The organism is Psychrobacter sp. APC 3281 (assembly GCF_030407815.1).
Classification (GTDB): domain Bacteria; phylum Pseudomonadota; class Gammaproteobacteria; order Pseudomonadales; family Moraxellaceae; genus Psychrobacter.
The window spans coordinates 13,094-29,842 of record NZ_JASDCS010000016.1; the positions used below are offsets into that span (position 1 = coordinate 13,094).

16 protein-coding genes are annotated in these 16,749 nt (G+C 43.1%); 11 read left to right on the forward strand and 5 right to left on the reverse strand.

All coding sequences use genetic code 11. The annotated features are described in order from the left end of the window. Positions 1 to 4: 4 nt before the first annotated feature. A complete protein-coding gene (locus QL886_RS12695; protein WP_290179016.1) occupies positions 5 to 799 on the forward strand; it encodes an SDR family oxidoreductase in 795 nt (264 codons plus the stop codon). A gap of 279 nt (positions 800 to 1,078) precedes the next feature. On the opposite strand, the gene QL886_RS12700 is transcribed toward QL886_RS12695, so the two are convergent. Next, the gene (locus tag QL886_RS12700) at positions 1,079 to 2,095 is read right to left on the reverse strand and encodes a bile acid:sodium symporter family protein (protein ID WP_290179017.1); all 1,017 of its coding nucleotides are present in this window, start codon (positions 2,093 to 2,095) and stop codon (positions 1,079 to 1,081) included. A gap of 378 nt (positions 2,096 to 2,473) precedes the next feature. Here QL886_RS12700 and QL886_RS12705 point away from each other — a divergent pair, with 378 nt between their 5' ends. After that, positions 2,474 to 3,886 carry a phosphatase PAP2 family protein gene (locus QL886_RS12705; RefSeq protein ID WP_290179018.1) on the forward strand — a complete coding sequence of 471 codons (1,413 nt, stop codon included), beginning with the start codon at positions 2,474 to 2,476 and terminating at the stop codon, positions 3,884 to 3,886. 92 nt (positions 3,887 to 3,978) lie between these two features. Continuing rightward, positions 3,979 to 4,626: a glutathione S-transferase gene (locus QL886_RS12710; protein WP_290179019.1), complete on the forward strand. Its 648-nt coding sequence runs from the start codon at positions 3,979 to 3,981 to the stop codon at positions 4,624 to 4,626. Between the two features lie 47 nt (positions 4,627 to 4,673). Here the strand turns inward: QL886_RS12710 and QL886_RS12715 are convergent, their stop codons facing one another. The 4 genes from QL886_RS12715 to QL886_RS12730 all read right to left on the reverse strand — a co-directional run bounded on the left by QL886_RS12715 (position 4,674) and on the right by QL886_RS12730 (position 8,861). Continuing rightward, the gene (locus QL886_RS12715; RefSeq protein WP_290179020.1) at positions 4,674 to 4,973 is read right to left on the reverse strand and encodes a hypothetical protein; all 300 of its coding nucleotides are present in this window, start codon (positions 4,971 to 4,973) and stop codon (positions 4,674 to 4,676) included. Between the two features lie 435 nt (positions 4,974 to 5,408). Next, a complete protein-coding gene (locus QL886_RS12720; RefSeq protein WP_290179021.1) occupies positions 5,409 to 6,314 on the reverse strand; it encodes an MBL fold metallo-hydrolase in 906 nt (301 codons plus the stop codon). Positions 6,315 to 6,354: 40 nt separating this feature from the next. Next, positions 6,355 to 7,401, reverse strand: a complete 1,047-nt coding sequence (locus tag QL886_RS12725) for a TRAP transporter substrate-binding protein (protein ID WP_290179030.1) — start codon at positions 7,399 to 7,401, stop codon at positions 6,355 to 6,357. A gap of 95 nt (positions 7,402 to 7,496) precedes the next feature. Next, the gene (locus QL886_RS12730; RefSeq protein ID WP_290179022.1) at positions 7,497 to 8,861 is read right to left on the reverse strand and encodes a lyase family protein; all 1,365 of its coding nucleotides are present in this window, start codon (positions 8,859 to 8,861) and stop codon (positions 7,497 to 7,499) included. Positions 8,862 to 8,900: 39 nt separating this feature from the next. On the opposite strand from QL886_RS12730, the gene QL886_RS12735 reads away from it, so the two are divergent. The 8 genes from QL886_RS12735 (at position 8,901) to QL886_RS12770 (ending at position 16,485) form a co-directional block, all read left to right on the forward strand. Further along, positions 8,901 to 9,683, forward strand: coding sequence for an IclR family transcriptional regulator C-terminal domain-containing protein (locus QL886_RS12735; RefSeq protein WP_290179023.1), 783 nt, complete (start codon positions 8,901 to 8,903; stop codon positions 9,681 to 9,683). 303 nt (positions 9,684 to 9,986) lie between these two features. Next, positions 9,987 to 11,198, forward strand: a complete 1,212-nt coding sequence (gene pcaF, locus QL886_RS12740) for a 3-oxoadipyl-CoA thiolase (protein WP_290179024.1) — start codon at positions 9,987 to 9,989, stop codon at positions 11,196 to 11,198. Continuing rightward, positions 11,198 to 12,370 (forward strand): alpha/beta fold hydrolase, encoded by a 1,173-nt coding sequence (locus tag QL886_RS12745; RefSeq protein WP_290179025.1) that lies wholly within the window; start codon positions 11,198 to 11,200, stop codon positions 12,368 to 12,370. The genes pcaF and QL886_RS12745 overlap by 1 nt, the downstream gene beginning before the upstream one ends. Before the next feature lie 95 nt (positions 12,371 to 12,465). Next, on the forward strand, positions 12,466 to 13,194 hold the full coding sequence (pcaH, locus tag QL886_RS12750; RefSeq protein ID WP_290179026.1) for a protocatechuate 3,4-dioxygenase subunit beta: 729 nt from the start codon (positions 12,466 to 12,468) through the stop codon (positions 13,192 to 13,194). Positions 13,195 to 13,197: 3 nt separating this feature from the next. Further along, entirely contained in the window at positions 13,198 to 13,821 is a 624-nt protein-coding gene (pcaG, locus tag QL886_RS12755) for a protocatechuate 3,4-dioxygenase subunit alpha (RefSeq protein WP_290179027.1), read from the forward strand. Positions 13,822 to 13,917: 96 nt separating this feature from the next. Next, positions 13,918 to 15,108 carry a 4-hydroxybenzoate 3-monooxygenase gene (pobA, locus tag QL886_RS12760; protein ID WP_290179028.1) on the forward strand — a complete coding sequence of 397 codons (1,191 nt, stop codon included), beginning with the start codon at positions 13,918 to 13,920 and terminating at the stop codon, positions 15,106 to 15,108. A 58-nt stretch (positions 15,109 to 15,166) separates the two neighbouring features. After that, positions 15,167 to 15,838, forward strand: a complete 672-nt coding sequence (locus QL886_RS12765; RefSeq protein ID WP_191115247.1) for a 3-oxoacid CoA-transferase subunit A — start codon at positions 15,167 to 15,169, stop codon at positions 15,836 to 15,838. After that, on the forward strand, positions 15,838 to 16,485 hold the full coding sequence (locus QL886_RS12770) for a 3-oxoacid CoA-transferase subunit B (RefSeq protein ID WP_290179029.1): 648 nt from the start codon (positions 15,838 to 15,840) through the stop codon (positions 16,483 to 16,485). The genes QL886_RS12765 and QL886_RS12770 overlap by 1 nt, the downstream gene beginning before the upstream one ends. Positions 16,486 to 16,749: the final 264 nt, after the last annotated feature.

The following is a 16,749-nucleotide window of genomic DNA, read 5'->3' on the forward strand; positions in this document are numbered from 1 at the left end:
ACCAATGTCATCAATAAATATTACTTTAATCACTGGTGCTGCATCAGGACTTGGTTGGGCAATGGCACAGCACTGGTATGCTGCTGGACATCACTTAGTACTCGCTGATATAGATGAGCAAGCGCTGATCGCCCGCGCTCGTGAGTTAGAGGACTCTGCTAGAGTCATGACAGTCGTCACTGATATCACTCAAGTTAATGATATTGCTGCGCTTATTGAGCAAGTTAGCGAGCGCTTTGGTCGTCTTGATCTATTGGTGAATAATGCTGGGATTACCCATCGATCACCAGCACATCAGACTGATCCTGCGGTGTTTCGCAAAGTAATGGCGGTAGATTGGCAGGGGGCAGTGGAGCTGACTATGGCTGCGCTACCGATGCTAAGAGAGTCCAAAGGTCAAATTATATGTATCGGCTCAATGGCTGGCTGGATGCCAGTGCCTGGACGAGCAGCGTATTGTGCGGCAAAAGGTGCGCTGACACAGTTCTTTGAAGTATTGCGCTTGGAACTAGAATCTGAAGGTATACATATCCTTATGGTCTATCCCAGCTTTCTTGATACACCTATCGAGAACCACGCGCTCGGCCGTGATGGCAGTATCGCAAAGCATCCACGGTCAATGATCGGTAATATGCGTAGTGCTGAGTGGATGGCCGAACAGATCAATCAAGGTTTGCAGCGGCGCAAACGTTGGATATTGCCGGACCCTCTCTCGCGCTTTGGTAGTTTACTATGGCGTGTTGCGCCAGCTTTGTACTTGCGTCAGGTGCGTAAACGTTTTGGAAATGAGTTACGGTAGACTACGTTAGGTGAGAACCTAGAAGAGAGGCTAGCGGTTTATTCAAATTGTCGACAGTGCTATGCTAAAAATACTATGCTAGAGAGCGCTATATTAGAAGCCACCATATTAAAAGACTCTATGTTAAAAAACACTATGTTGAAAGACTCTGTATTAGAAGGTGCTTTGTTAGAAAATACTATGCTAGAAACAATAATCTAGCATAGTATTTTAACTCATAGCGTTTTAACTTTATTAGCTAGTTAAGTATTACCTAGCTTAGTATTATCTTTATTAGTACTAATGATTTCTGATTGGTTTACCAAGCTCCATGGTCTCTTCAGTCTCGATGACGGTAGGATTTTTCGCTTCCTGACGCTTATCCCACCAAGCGAAGATATTGGCCAATATAGAGCCAGAAACAGAGTGCCAAATACAAGCAACAGCGGCAGCGATGGCGGACTCTGCATTGCCAGGGAAAAACTTCGTACTTAAGCCCGTGGCCAGACCTGCATTTTGTACGCCAACCTCGATAGATATGGTGCGTTTTTTGGGTTTGCTCATACCAAATAAGGCACCTGAGTAGTAGCCCAATACATAGCCGACGATATTGTGTACCGCAATGGCCAAGATAACGACTAGCCCTGACTGCAAGAACTGATCACCAAATACAGCGGCAACGCCACCGACGATAGCGGCGAAAGCTAATACAGCCACGCCTGGCATCACCGCACGTACATCATTAAACCAATGTTTGTTTTGAAATAGAATGTTTAACATAGAGCCGATAGCGACTGGCAACAATGTCACTAATAGCATAAAGCGGAACATACCCCATCCATCCATTTCTACAGATTGACCAACCAAATAATTGAGCCAAAGTGGTGTTACTAACGGTGCAATGATGGTCGATACGGTGGTCATACCTACCGAAAACGCCACATCACCTTTGGCAAGGTAGCTCATAATGTTTGAAGACACACCACCAGGACAAGTACCAACCAATACTAGACCCAGTGTCAACCCAGGCGATAAGTCAAACAATCTGGCCACGCTAATCGCTAAAATCGGCATAATGGTATATTGGATAATTGAACCGATAAAAATATCAAGCGGGCGCTGGGCCAACACTTTATAGTCCTCTTTACCTAATGTCATACCCATTGCGAGCATAATGACACCCAGAACGATGACTTGGGTATCACCTGTCACCCAAGAAAAAGTCGCAGGCTCTATAAATGTCACTGCGGCCGCTAAAATAATAACCAATGCCGTAAATCGACTTAACTGCTGACTTATCATCCTCAAAAACTGCATTTCTCAAATCCTTCTAAGTCCGGAAAATAGTCAAGTATAAGTTCAAAACCACTGTATTTCCAATGGGTTTGGGCTGTTTTTAGCCAACAATAAGTTGCTATTATGACAACTTTAACTATGATTATATTTTCGAAATTTTTATCCAACAGTCAAACGAGGTACTAGGCGTTGCAAACTCCATCAAATTTAAATCGATTCAAGCACCTAGGTCTTGCGTTATCGATATTTTATTTGCTTTATAATTTGACGACTGTTTTTAGCGTATCTTTGTACACACTCTACCCATCGCAAATTTATAATCTCGCCACACCGTTTGATAAATTTGTTCCTTTCATTCCAGCTATGATTGTTCCTTATAGCTGGTCATTGATTTTATTTATGGCTAGTTTTTTCTTAGTGCGGACGTCTACGCAATTATCTCTATTGACCTACCGGCTAATCTTAGCGACCATTTTTGCCTGTTTAATTTTCTATTTTTATCCTGCTCGTTTCTCATTCAGTCGGCTAATACCTGATGATTGGACGCAGTTTGGTTACCAGTTTTTGCAATTGGTGGATAAGCCATTTAATCAGATCCCATCATTGCATGTCAGTTATGCCATATTGCTTGGCGTATCTTTATGGGATGTTGTAGCGTCTAAAAAGAGGTGGATTTTAGCGGCTTATCGATTGTTGCTGACTAGCATATGTACATTGGTTGCACTGTCGACAGTGTTGACGTATCAGCATCATTTGTTAGATATGTTCGGCGGAGCAGTATTGGCAGTGTTGGTGTTTATACTCTCAAATCGAATCCGTAATGCACTGGTAATCAAGCATCTGACACTGGGGGTAATAGGGTTTTTGTTGATAGCGATAGCAGGGTTTTACTTTGCTAATATGAGTATGAGAGCGTTTGAGTCTATAGAAACTTTAGCCATTATCATTGCTTTATATTGGCTGATCAGTTTTACGATGTTGGCTTGTGCCTATCAACAGGACAAGCCAATACGGGATATACGCTGGTTCCAAAAATCCAGTAACGGCCGACTGACCTTACATACTTGGATTAAGTTTGCGCCAATCATTATTATTTATAATGGCATGTCATTTTTTGGACAGTGGTATTTTAAAGTTTTCTCCAAAGGCCAAAAATATCCACTCACGCCATATGCTATTGATGACAAGGTCAATGTTATTGCTTCAGCTCGATTGACCCAGATGAATGTAAATAGACATTTAACTTATTGGTTGTTTGGCTACGATTTACTAGAACGGTCGATTGTGCTAGAAAAACTACCGTCCTCAGTTCATTATCAGATTATCGTTGTTGATTTAGCTGCTGAGATATCTAGCCACACCCATAATCTTGAAATAGCCGCTAACGGCATTATGAATACGGCAGTTCATTATTTGTATTTGCCTTTGTTGGATTTGCAGCCATTAAATGACGTATTGCTTGAAGACTATATTGATTTATTTCAACAAATTGATGCGTTGATACAATCGGCAGAGACACAAGCGATAACTGCTAATAATGAGAGTTGGGTAGAGGGTAGTCAGGTAGAAGGTAATCAGGTAAAGGATAGCTTCATCACACTTATCAATTTTCATTGCGTGATGGGGCTGTCGCGTAGCATCGGTGTACAGGTTTTATATTTATTATATTGTGGTACGCTAACTGTCTATAACTATCAATCGTGGATTGAGCAGCATTATTCGCACGCGCACCTGAAAAATGCCTATTTGCCACAGTCGTTGGTAGAAACTATGGCCAATTATAAGTCTGTCACCTATTCAACAGCGCCTTAATAACTATCGATGTCAGTAGGTTTGCGTCTGCTAATTTTTCTTCGTTTGCTTTTTACCTATTGCTTAATTCCTATTCAACTATGGAGGAATCTATGAACACCTCGTTGCCTCGCTTGTACTCTTTTCGTCGCTGTCCTTATGCTATGCGCGCTCGTCTCGGTCTAATATTCGCCGAGTTGCCAGTAGAGTTACGAGAAATCACGCTAAAGAATAAGCCAGATCAGATGCTAGCGATTAGTCCAAAAGGCACGGTTCCTGTGTTACAGCTTTCAGATGGATCCGTCATTGAAGAGAGTGTAGAGATTATGATGTGGGCGCTTGAGAAAAACGATCCTCAAGGACTGCTAGATGAAAAGATTTCATCTAAAGCTAATGCACTGATAGCACAAAACGATAATGAGTTTAAACAGTGGCTCGATCGCTACAAATATGCCGATCGTCACCCTGAGATGACTCAAATAGAATATCGACAAAAAGGTGAAATTTTTCTGCAGGATTTAGAAGCGTTATTGACTAAGAATACGTATCTACTAGGTAATAACGTGACGGTTGCTGATATTGGTATCATGCCGTTTGTTCGCCAGTTTGCCCATGTAGATCGTGATGTCTTTTATGAATTGCCTTATCCTAAGCTACAGCTGTGGCTACAACACTGGTTGGAACACCCGTTATTTGTACAAGCCATGACTAAGTTTCAGCCATGGCAGGAAGACGATGAGGTAGTGGTGTTCCCTGCTTAATATAGTTGGTTCTATATAAGCTGTATAGGGTATCGGTCTTGCTTGGTCTATCTCGATTTCACAACGACCACTTTTTGTGCTGGATGTTTGTCTTTAACGACGATTACTTTTTTGGCTTTAGGTTTCGCTTTCGCTACGACAACTTGCTTGGCCTTAGGTTTTGCTTTAACCATGACCACTTGTTTCGCTTTGGGCTTTGCTTTAACGACGACCGCTTGTTTTGTTTGATGTTTGTCTTTGACCACGACAACTTGTTGGGCCGCATTCGCTGGACCGATCATAGCAAAACAAGTAGATACAGCCAATAGTGAGCTGATAGCGATTTTTTTCATGTTGAAGTTTTTCATAGTAAGGTCCTTTTAGGCTAATTATAAGTAAGCGTGTTTATTTAATGGTTGAAGGTATCTGAATTGAACGTCGTTCTATTGAATAAGTAGATAATAGCGAGTTATAGCGTTACGTACTTTTATGAAAGTTAAAGAAAGGTGACTTTTTCTAGCCGATACTGAACCATTAATACAATCTTAGGAGCTTTTTGCTAAGGGTCGGAAGACTAGCAACACTCTAGAGATGATACTTACTCAACTTTATCTGAAGTCATAGCTATAAAATGAGAGGCATGGTAATTTTTACGTGGATTTGAAAGGTTTTAAGCGAATAGAAGTGATGAGATATAAAAAGGGGCGACTTAAGATAGGTCGCCCCTTTTTATGTAGGTATATTAGATGCATTATTGTTTAAAAAAGTTTAGTCATCTTTCAATGAACTAGACTGTTATCAACTCAATATTCATCCAGATCATTGGCTAATACTACTTTTCCATCGTAAAGCGCGGAAACTTCATCATAAGCGGTTTCAATAGGAGCGCCATAGTGCAATACATGAGTTAAAACCAATAATTCGGGTTTGGTTTCATTGGCGACTTTTGCCAGCTCACTGGTTAGTGTGTGAGAAGAGTGATGGTAGTGTTGCCAGTCTTTGTCTAGCGCTCGCCAGCCTTTCTGGCTAATGACTTCATGAATTAAAATATCTACGCCTTTGGCTTTTTTAATCAAGTTTTCGTTATAGGTAGTGTCACCTGAAAATACGATCGTTTTGTCAGGTGTGGTGATCTTGTAGCCGTAGGCAGGATTTATATCACCATGGGTAACACTAAACGCTTCTACCGTGACACCATTGCTATTAAAAACAATACCATCTTTTGGTATTTCAGTGACTGCCACTTTATACATATTGGTATCACGGACAGGCTGGTTGCCATTAATACGAAGAGAGATGTCTGTTTTTTGCATATCATAATAGCTATCTGTCATGTCTTGCAGACCTTTTGGCCCATAGGCATGCAATTGATTATCACGTCTCCACCAAACGGTCGCGGCCAATTCTGAATAGTCTAAAGTATGATCGCTATGCAAATGTGACAAAAAAACATGCTTGATCATGGGGGGATTTAATTCAGGTGCATTCATTGTCTTCCAAGCTTGGATCGAGCGTTGCACCGTACCATGACCTATATCAAACAAATATGCCTCATCATTATAAATAATAGCGACACCCGAACCAGCTCGCTCAGCACTAGGTACTGGTGTTCTAGTCCCTAGCTTAATCACACGTGTTTCTGCATTTGCAGCGATAATCGAGAAGGCGACAGTAGCAAACAGTGCTCCCCATTTCATAGCGGCTTTCACGATTTACTCTCCTAAATGATTAGTAAATGAGTAATGTCATTTAAACCTTACAAGCCGCACTAGCTTCTTTGGCTTTTTCATAGACAGCTTGAGGGTCTAGACCTAATGCTGCGACATCGTTTAGGTATTTTTTGGTACCCGCTTCTAGTGGGCCTTTCCATTGTGGGTCATTTAATGGATCAGGAATGTCTATCATAGTGTCGCCTTTTGCTTTGGCTTCTGCCATGAATTTTGCGTCTTCTGCATCAAAAACCTTACCTGCCATCGCAGCCATGGCTTTGCCAGAGTTATCATCAATGACCTTTTTGAGATCGTCAGGAAGGCTCTCGTATTTATCTTTATTCATGGTGACCATGATGGCAGAGCTATAAAAAGGAATATTGGTATGAGTATTGGTCAGCTCAATCAGTCTAAAAGAGCCTGTGGCATCCCACGGCAAACTTAACCCATCCAAAACACCACGTTGAAGAGACGTATAGATATCAGTGGCAGGTAGACCTACTGGTGTACCGCCTGCAGATTCAATAATATCTCCAGCAATCGCTGATGGGCGACGCATACGCAACCCTTTTAGGTCATCTGGTGTACGGATGGCTTTATCAATAGTATGCATCCCGCCAGGACCAGTACCCATCATAAATAACAAATGAGTGTCTTCGTATTCACTCGATATTACCCCATCATCATATAGATTCTGTAGCATACAGTTCATCTGAGTTGCTGAGTTGGAAAGGCCTGGTAACTCTGCTACTTGGGTCAACGGAAAGCGGCCATTGGTATAGCCTTGTAGCTGTGAGCCAATATCGACCGTCCCTTTGGCCGTCGCATCATAAGTGGCGTCAGGTTTGCTTAGGGTGGCGGATGGGTAAATTTCAACTTTGATACGCCCTTCAGATTCCTCTTCGACTTTTTTGGCCCATGGCTCAAAGATTTCCGAATGAGTGGCCGCCGTTGCTGGCCAAAAATGTGAAAAACGTAACGTGGTGACTTCTTCGGTACTCGCCGTTGCGGCTTCGTTCGACTGCGAGCAGCCAGTCAATCCAATCATAGCGGCTAACGTCAAACTGAGGGGCAGTATCTTTCGCATCATAAAATCCTTTTTCGATGTTTTGTTCTAAATAAGAACTATTGTTCGTATAGTGAATTAAAAATACCTTGTTTTTACTTTCCTGTCAATCTGCTTTATTGCTTGTAGAACCCAATTTCTGAAGTGATATCTTCAATAGCTTGTAATATGGTTTGACATTGTTTTTGCGCTGCACCGCAGTAGGTCAAAGGCGATAAAACTGTTTTAAGCTCATCATGACTGCTTAAACCTATAGATTGCTCTGATAGCAAAGCCAAAAAGGTAGTGGCAAATCCTTGATGCTGACTGTGGGCCTGTTGGCTCGCTTGATTAATTAACGGGTAGATTTCGTCTTTGTCTGCCTCAAAATATTTTTCTAGGCCTTTGATTAAATAAGCATCGCTATTTAAATCAAGGTTGGCCGCCATACGCTCAGGGTAGACTTGTAGTCCCTGCAATAGTGTCTTTAAATACGATACAGCACCTGCCATCAAAGCTGTACCCTCAGTCAAAGGGACCCAGCTAGCATGCCACTGTCCTAATGCACGCTCAAAAGGCTGGGCTGTGCTATTACTAATCACACTCATATGTCCATGCATCCGCAACGTGGCTGTTTTAATCAAAGCGCATAGGACAGGGTTACGCTTGTGCGGCATCGATGAGGAGCCACCCATTCCCGCAATAGACGGTTCAGCCACTTCACCCAGCTCAGATTGAGACATGAGAGCAATGTCCTCGACGATATTTTCTAGTGCCCCAGCATAGGCATCTAATGTAGAAGCAATGGCATAAATAGGTTGTCTGTTGGTGTGCCAAGGGAGTAGAGGAGCGGATAAGCCCAGCGACTCTGCTACCTGCTGAGGCAGATTATGATGCTCGTTTTCTTCATTACTTACCCCAACAGGACCGCCCCATTGTAAGTAAAATCCTGACTGCTCTAATTGTGCTAAGTTAGGTATGATGGCTATCAATGAAGATGCCCATTGGGACACTTTGGTGCCAAAGGTGATAGGTAGCGCTTGTTGCATTAGCGTTCGGCCTGCCATCGGCGTTGTAAGATGTTTTTGAATCAGTACCTCACAAACTTTCAATACCTCAATCAAATCTTGATAAATGCGTTTAAATGACGGTTTGAGCATCATCATCATTGCGGTATCAATCACATCCTGACTGGTCAGTGTTTGATGAAAGAACGGTTTTATATCGGCTGGGAGTAAAGACTTTGCTTGTGATACAAAAGGAATAGCAGCGTTACCGCCCAAATACGTTTGTTTTCCAATGGCGTCAATATCAAACAATTCTAAGGCTAACGCTTGCCGGGATTGTTGAAAGATGTTTTTTGGGATAAGCTGATTTTTTTCTCGCACTTCTAGCACGGTTAACTCAAAATCTAACATGGCTTGAACGAAAGCCCGATCAGAAAACGAATTGGCAACGTCAGAATGTACAAAAGGCTGATTGATTAATCGATTGATTTTCATTTAGAATCCCTAACTTTGGTAAGTATAAATAATATATCTATGAAACAAGACAAGAAAATACCCTTTGACAGTCCAGATTTTGTGGCTTCGCTTGCAGGCGGTCTAAGCGTTCTGCGTGCTTTTGATGACAATCATTCTACTATGACGTTGAGTGAAGTGGCTGAATGTACTGATATGGACAGAGCAAAGGCACGGCGTTATCTATTGACGCTGCACGCTTTAGGGTATGTTCACAAAGACAAGCGTCAATTTAAGCTATCTCCCAAAACATTGAGTATTGGATCTAGTTATTTAAGTAGTGCGCATCATCATGATATTGTGCAGTTCTACTTGGAGCGAGTGACCGAGCAAACGGGTGAGTCTTGTTCATTTGCAGTACTAGATGATGATGAAGTGGTTTATATCGCACGGTCTGCTGCCAAGCATCGTCTACTATCGATTACATTATCTATCGGTACCAGATTGCCCGTCGCTTATACCTCTATGGGCCGTGCTATTTTAGCCAATCTACCCAAAGATGAGCGCGAAGAGTACGTTAATAAAATTGAGCTGGCTGCACATACCCCTTTTAGTATCACGGATCGTAAACAGTTCAAAAAAATGCTAAGCGATGCTCATGACGACCAATATGTGGTTGTCGATCAAGAGCTAGACACAGGTCTGAGATCGTTAGCGTTACCCGTTTATAAGTCGAATAATGAATTAATCGGTGCAATTAACATCAGTACAAATGCAATGCGTGTATCGAAAGAAATGCTCATCGAAGAGTTTTTGCCCATATTGCGTGATTGCGCTGAAAAAATCCAAACTTATTATATTTAACACTATACGGCTCTATCGTATTTTATAAACCTAAAAAACTATTGTAGTCATAATAAGGTTGCCGACACTTTTACATAGAGTGTTGGCAACCTTTTTCATTTTATGGCTTTTATTTTCCTATCCTAATATTCATCCCAGAGGCGCTATATTTTGCACAGCAGGCTCAGATATTGAAGCTTAAATACCGCAACAAGACAAACCATTGACATCGGAATAAAAAAGGTATAATTTAATTCACTATACGAACAATAATTCTAATTAAGAACAAACGCAGTATATCACTAAATAATCTAGGAGCAAGATATGACAGCAGTCTATATTTGTCATCCAAAAAGATCAGCAGTAGGTCGGTATGGCGGCGCATTGGCTGATATTCGTCCTGATGATCTATTAGCACAAGTAATAAAGGCAGTGCTCGATGATGCACCTGACTTTGATCATAGTGCGATAGAAGACAGTTTTATGGGATGTGCCAACCAAAGCGGTGAAGACAATCGTAACGTTGCGCGCATGAGTGGTTTGTTATCAGGGTTATCAGAAAAGGTACCGGCAACAACCATCAATCGGCTATGTGGCTCAGGTCTCGACGCAGTAGGAACGGCGTTTCGGGCGATAGTTGGTGGTGAGATGGAACTGGCACTTGCTGGCGGTGTTGAATCAATGACTCGCGCCCCATTTGTGATGGGTAAGCCTGAAGGTGCTTATGATCGTCGTCAAACGCTGCAAGACACGACCATGGGTTGGCGTTTTATTAATAAAAAACTGGACGCTATGTATGGTACAGAGGCGATGCCACGTACCGCAGAAAACCTAGCGGAAAAATATAATATTTCTCGTGAAGACCAAGACTCTTTTGCAGTATGGTCACAACAAAAGGCGGCTCAAGCACAAAATGATGGACGTTTAGCGGCTGAAATCACTCCTATCACGATTGAGAGACGCAAGAAAGAAGCGTTAATCGTCGATACAGATGAGCATCCACGTCCGAATACTGATATGACTACTCTAGAAAAGCTGCGTCCTATCTACGAAGGAGGGACGATTACTGCTGGTAATGCTTCTGGTATCAATGACGGTGCTGCTGCGATGTTAATCGCTAGTGAAGCGGCCGTAAAAAAATATGGTCTAACTCCCATGGCAAAGATCGAAGGGATGGCAACCGCTGGCGTGCCACCAACTATTATGGGAATTGGTCCGGTACCCGCCACTCAAAAACTATTAAAGCGTCTTAATCTTAGTTTAGACGATATCGATATCATCGAGCTTAATGAAGCCTTTTCTGCCCAAGCACTGGCATGTTCTAGGGAACTAGGATTAGAAGATCGAGATCCAAGACTCAACCCTAAAGGTGGCTCCATTGCTTTAGGTCATCCACTTGGTGCTTCTGGTGCACGGATTTTGATTTCAGCTATTCATGAGTTACAACGTACCAACAAAGACCGTGCACTTTGTACGATGTGTATTGGTGTTGGACAAGGTATTGCTTTAGTAGTTTCAAGAGCAGGAGAACAATAATGGCATTTTTGACAACAGACACGCACCTTATTGCTTACCAAGATAGTGGTGAAACCTACTTGCCAGCATTGTTTATGGCGCATCCGTTAGGCATGAGCCGTAATGTATGGGACAAAGTATATGATGAGCTGCATGGTCATTATCGCTGCATACGTTGGGACTTGCCGGGCCATGGCAGCAGTGGCGCTGCCTGTGCAGATTTGACAATAGATCAGCTGGCTTATGATGTGCTCAGCTTAGCAAACGCTTTAGATATTGAAAGCTTTAGTTTCATTGGTACTTCTATTGGCGGCATGATCGGACAAAGCCTGTGCCAAATTTCGCCAGAATCTTTAGAGCAAGTTTGGCTTACCAATACAGGTGCTGTGATTGGGACAGCTGAGGCGTGGGCTGAACGCGCTGCCAACGTTCGCAGTTTGGGCTTGGCTCAAATGGCTGAAGGGATTGTCCCGCGCTGGTTTGCACCTGCGTATATTAAACAAAACCCTGATGCATTGCTTGGCTGGCAAGTACAGTTATCGCGCAACGATGACGAGAGCTATGCCAAGCTTTGTGAAGCCATTGCACACGTTGATAACCGTGAACGCTTAGCAAGTTATACGGGCAAGGTTGCCTTGCTGGCAGGTGCAGAAGATGTTTCTACACCACCTGCGACACTCGCCGCACTTCAAGAAGCTTTTACCGATGCTGAATTAACCGTATTTGACGGGTTGGCGCATGTGCCAGCGGTTGAAATGTCCAAACAGCTAGCCGAATACATACAAAACAACCCTATGCGTGACTCTATAGGGCAGACGGGTATTGGTTATGAGCAAGGTCTTACACAACGTAAGCGAATCCTTGGTGAAGACCATGTTGCCAAAGCCTCCAAAAATGCCACAACGTTAGATGGACCTTTTCAGCAATTCATCACACGTAATGCTTGGGGAGAGCTGTGGGGAGATCCTAGCTTAACCGTACAACAACGAAGCATGATTACCACTGCCATATTGGCTGCCCTTGGACGTGATGGTGAGCTGGGCTTGCATTTACGTACTGCGCATCGTCTAGGTATCAATGAAGATCAGTTACGTCAGGTGCTGATGCATGTATCGATTTATGCTGGCGTACCAGCGGCCAATCATGCGTTTTCTTTAGCCAAAGATAATGGATGGGGTAATCCCATTAGTTAAGGCAGCAATGAGTCAGCACAGTAGTTAATTAGCACAGCAGCTAGTTAGCACCCGATATTGATAAAGTTTGCTTTATAAAAATGGAGAGCAATGTAATGAGCCACAAGTATCCCTCTTTTCTATCACGTGATCGCACTTGGCAGCCAGAACCCTACACGCCGGGTTACAAAACCTCGGTGGCACGTTCACCGCGTCAAGCGTTGGTCAGTCTCCAAAGAGCGAGCGATTCAGAGCGTAGTGGTCCTGTATTTGATGGTTTAGAAATCGGTCAGTACGACAATGACTTATTGATGAATTTTCGAGCAGAAGGCGAACAAGCAGGTCTGCCTATTGGCGAACGTATCATCATGCATGGTCAGGTAATTGATCAGTTCGGTAAGCCTGTGCCCAATACGTTGGTTGAAATGTGGCAAGCAAACGCTGGTGGTAAATACCGTCACAAAAAAGATGGCTATCTGGCGCCACTAGATCCTAACTTTGGCGGTGTTGGGCGATGTATCACTGATGCTGAAGGTCGCTATCGTTTTCGCACAGTGCGTCCAGGACCTTATCCATGGCCGAACGGGGTCAACACTTGGCGACCTGCGCACATTCATGTATCTGTGATGGGTCCTTCAATCTCTACACGTCTGATTACCCAAATGTATTTTGAAGGGGATCCACTTATTCCACTGTGCCCAATTGTACAAGTATTAAAAGATCCAGAGGCTGTTGAAACGATGATTGCACGCTTAGATATGACTAGAAGTAAGCCGATGGATTACTTGGCCTATCGTTTTGACATCGTGGTACGCGGTGCATTACAAACCTATTTTGAGGAGTAAATCATGTACAGCCAATACAAATTACAAGATGACAGTGGTCTGCTGCGTGAGACGGCCTCCCAAACGTCAGGTCCTTTTGTACATATAGGTTTGGCGTTAGAAATCGCTGGTTTTGAGTCACGATCTGACGAGATTTGGCAAGATTTGGCCAAAGAGGGTGCTGAAGGTGAGCACATAGAATTGGTTGGTCATGTATACGACGGTAATGGCGAAGCGGTACATGATGCATTGATCGAGATATGGCAAGCAGACAGCCACGGTAACTATATTAGTAATTTTGATAACAAAGAACCGTTTAGCGGATTTGGACGTAGTGCTTGTGCTTTAGATGGGGATTTTCATTTCCATACCGTCAAACCTGGACAAGTAGATTTTTATGGTAAGCCCATGGCGCCACACGTCAATATCGCCATTTTTGCACGTGGTATTAATTTACATCTGCAAACCAGAGCCTATTTCGATGATGAGCAAGAAGCTAATGAGCAGTGTCCAATATTGAACAGTGTGCCTTCAGCAGAACGTCGAAAAACATTGATAGCCAAAAAAGAACAAGGCGATGTCAAACCTCGCTACCGATTTGACATTTACTTACAAGGTGATGAAGAGACTGTCTTTTTTGATTTTTAAATGAATACTTTTACGGATAGCTAATGGCTTTCGTAAAGGAGCGGTTGATAAAAATGTAGTGCAAATAGGAATTTATCAAGTAATGAGAGGGATTTCATGAATTATAAAACTCAGGTGGCCATCATTGGTGCTGGCCCATCAGGTTTATTGCTCGGTCAACTACTGACCAAAGCGGGTATCGACAACATTATTTTAGAGCGTCAAACAGGAGAGTATGTCCTAGGACGTATCCGTGCAGGTGTTTTGGAGCAGGGCACTGTAAATCTGATTCGCGAGTCGGGCGCTGGTAAGCGAATGGACAAAGAAGGACTGGTTCACACTGGTACTGACTTTAGTTTTCAAGGTGAGCACTATCATATAGACCTAGAAAAATATAGTGGCGGCAAACATGTCGTGGTATACGGTCAAACAGAAGTCACTCGAGATTTGATGGAAGCGCGTGAAAAAGTAGGCGGTGTCACTGTCTATAAAGCAGAGAACGTTGAGCTACACGATATTGAATCAGACCAACCTTACGTCACTTATCAGCATAACGGTGAGTCGTTCCATCTAGACTGTGATTACATAGCTGGGTGTGATGGTTTCCATGGTGTCTCGCGTAAGTCTATTCCATCTAATAAGTTAGAGGAATATGAGAAAGTCTATCCGTTTGGTTGGTTAGGATTGATGAGTGACACGCCACCAGTCAATGAAGAGCTGGTCTACTGTGCTCATGAGCGTGGCTTTGCACTTTGCTCGATGCGTTCTCCAACCAGAAGCCGCTACTACATCCAAGTGCCTGATACAGACAAGATCGAAAACTGGGATGAAGAAAAATTTTGGGCGGAGTTAAAACGCCGTATTCCACCAGAAATGGCTGAACGACTAGTGACTGGGCCTGCTATAGAGATGAGTATTGCACCGCTACGCTCTTATGTTTGTGAAACAATGCAATATGGCAAAGTATTCTTATTGGGAGATGCGGCACATATTGTTCCGCCGACTGGCGCTAAGGGATTGAACCTAGCCGCTAGCGATGTAGAAACAGCGTTTCGTTTGTTTGTGAAAATATATGAGGAAGAACGTACAGACTTGATCCCTCGCTATCAAGAAATCTGCTTGGCACGCGCTTGGAAAGCCGTACGCTTCTCATGGTGGATGACCATGCTATTACATCGTTTTCAGAGTGCGGGTCGTTTCGATTTTCGGGTACAGCAAGCTGAATTTGATTACTTTATTCATTCAGATGCTGGGAAAGCAACGATTGCTGAAAACTATGTGGGCTTACCGTTTGAAGCACTAGAGTAAATAGTTGAGTTTCAATTATTTAGACCTAGCTACTCAACTTTTTATATAGGATGATTCCATGTTAAATAAAGTGACAGAATCTGCCATCGACGCCATGAATCATATCAATGATGGGGCAACTATCTTGATAGGTGGGTTTGGCTTGGCAGGTCAGCCAGCAGAGCTGATCGACGCACTGATTGAGCGTAATGCTAAAGACTTAACAATCGTGAGTAATAATGCAGGTAATGGCGAGACAGGATTGGCGCTATTATTAAAATCAGGCTGTGTGCGCAAAATCATTTGTTCGTTTCCGCGTCAACATGACTCGTATATCTTTGATGATCTTTATCGTTCAGGCAAGATTGAGCTTGAAGTGGTACCACAAGGTACGTTGGCTGCTCGTATGCAAGCTGGCGGTAGTGGTCTTGGCGCGATTTATACACCGACCGCTTATGGTACGTTGCTGGCTGAAGGCAAGGAAACACGGACTATCGATGGCGTAAACTACGTATTGGAATATCCAATCAAAGCAGATTTTGCCCTTATCAAAGCTTTTAAAGGTGATCGTTGGGGCAACCTAACTTATCGTAAAGCTGCTCGTAACTTTGGTCCAATTATGGCGGCAGCATCGAAACATACTATCGCTCAAGTGAGTGAAGTCGTTGAATTGGGCGCGTTGGATCCTGAACACATCATTACGCCAGGTATCTTTGTGCATGAAGTTGTTTGTATTGAAGGAGACAAATAATGAGTAATTATACTCCGCGTTCAGTTGATGAGATTGCCAAGCGCGTCGCTCAAGACATCGAAGAGGGCATGTATGTCAATTTGGGCATCGGACAGCCTACCAAAGTCGCTGATTTTCTACCGAAAGATAAAGACATTTTTTTGCATAGTGAAAATGGTGTTTTGGGTATGGGACCAGCCCCTGAAGAAGCCGATAGAGATGGCGACCTGATCAATGCTGGCAAACAACATATCACGCTACTCAAAGGCGGTAGTTACTTCCATCACGGTGACTCTTTTGCCATGATTTGTGGTGGACATATTGATCTATGTGTTCTTGGTGCATTTGAAGTGGCTAAAAATGGCGATATTGCCAACTGGTTTTTGGGTCGTCCAAAAGACATTCCAGCCGTTGGCGGAGCGATGGATTTGGCCGTTGGTGCCAAAAAAGTTTACGTCATTATGGATCACGTTAGCAAAAATGGCGAACCCAAAATCGTTGAAAACTTAAACCTGCCTATTACTGGCGAAAAATGCGTCAATCGAATTTATACAAATCTAGCAGTGATTGATATCACTGAGCAAGGGTTGGTGGTGCGTGACATGGTTGAGGGGTTGACCTTTGATGAATTGCAATCAAAAACAGGCGCTACATTGCAACAGCTATAACCTAAAGAATAACTCGTAACACGCTATTATCAGTACAGCGCTTAACCATCAAGAAGGGATTTCATGATGAAAAAAATATTATCTCTAGCAGTCATTCAGACTGTTCGGCCCATTATAAATGATGATACTAATGATATTGCGTCAGCCTTTAATAACAAGGCAGGTGCTCTATGACATTTTTAGTCAAGCTCAGCGTCTTAATCTCTAGATTATGCCAGTTTATCGGTGGGGTGAGTCTCATCATCATCGTCCTAACCACCATGC

Coding starts and splice junctions, on each gene's coding strand:
- QL886_RS12715 (WP_290179020.1), bottom strand. CDS start 4,973: ATGAAAAACTTCAACATGAAAAAAATCGCTATCAGCTCACTATTGGCT.
- QL886_RS12705 (WP_290179018.1), top strand. CDS start 2,474: ATGGCTAGTTTTTTCTTAGTGCGGACGTCTACGCAATTATCTCTATTG.
- pcaG (WP_290179027.1), top strand. CDS start 13,198: ATGTACAGCCAATACAAATTACAAGATGACAGTGGTCTGCTGCGTGAG.
- pobA (WP_290179028.1), top strand. CDS start 13,918: ATGAATTATAAAACTCAGGTGGCCATCATTGGTGCTGGCCCATCAGGT.
- QL886_RS12735 (WP_290179023.1), top strand. CDS start 8,901: ATGAAACAAGACAAGAAAATACCCTTTGACAGTCCAGATTTTGTGGCT.
- QL886_RS12730 (WP_290179022.1), bottom strand. CDS start 8,861: ATGAAAATCAATCGATTAATCAATCAGCCTTTTGTACATTCTGACGTT.
- pcaH (WP_290179026.1), top strand. CDS start 12,466: ATGAGCCACAAGTATCCCTCTTTTCTATCACGTGATCGCACTTGGCAG.
- QL886_RS12710 (WP_290179019.1), top strand. CDS start 3,979: ATGAACACCTCGTTGCCTCGCTTGTACTCTTTTCGTCGCTGTCCTTAT.
- QL886_RS12695 (WP_290179016.1), top strand. CDS start 5: ATGTCATCAATAAATATTACTTTAATCACTGGTGCTGCATCAGGACTT.
- QL886_RS12700 (WP_290179017.1), bottom strand. CDS start 2,095: ATGCAGTTTTTGAGGATGATAAGTCAGCAGTTAAGTCGATTTACGGCA.
- QL886_RS12745 (WP_290179025.1), top strand. CDS start 11,198: ATGGCATTTTTGACAACAGACACGCACCTTATTGCTTACCAAGATAGT.
- QL886_RS12770 (WP_290179029.1), top strand. CDS start 15,838: ATGAGTAATTATACTCCGCGTTCAGTTGATGAGATTGCCAAGCGCGTC.
- QL886_RS12725 (WP_290179030.1), bottom strand. CDS start 7,401: ATGCGAAAGATACTGCCCCTCAGTTTGACGTTAGCCGCTATGATTGGA.
- pcaF (WP_290179024.1), top strand. CDS start 9,987: ATGACAGCAGTCTATATTTGTCATCCAAAAAGATCAGCAGTAGGTCGG.
- QL886_RS12765 (WP_191115247.1), top strand. CDS start 15,167: ATGTTAAATAAAGTGACAGAATCTGCCATCGACGCCATGAATCATATC.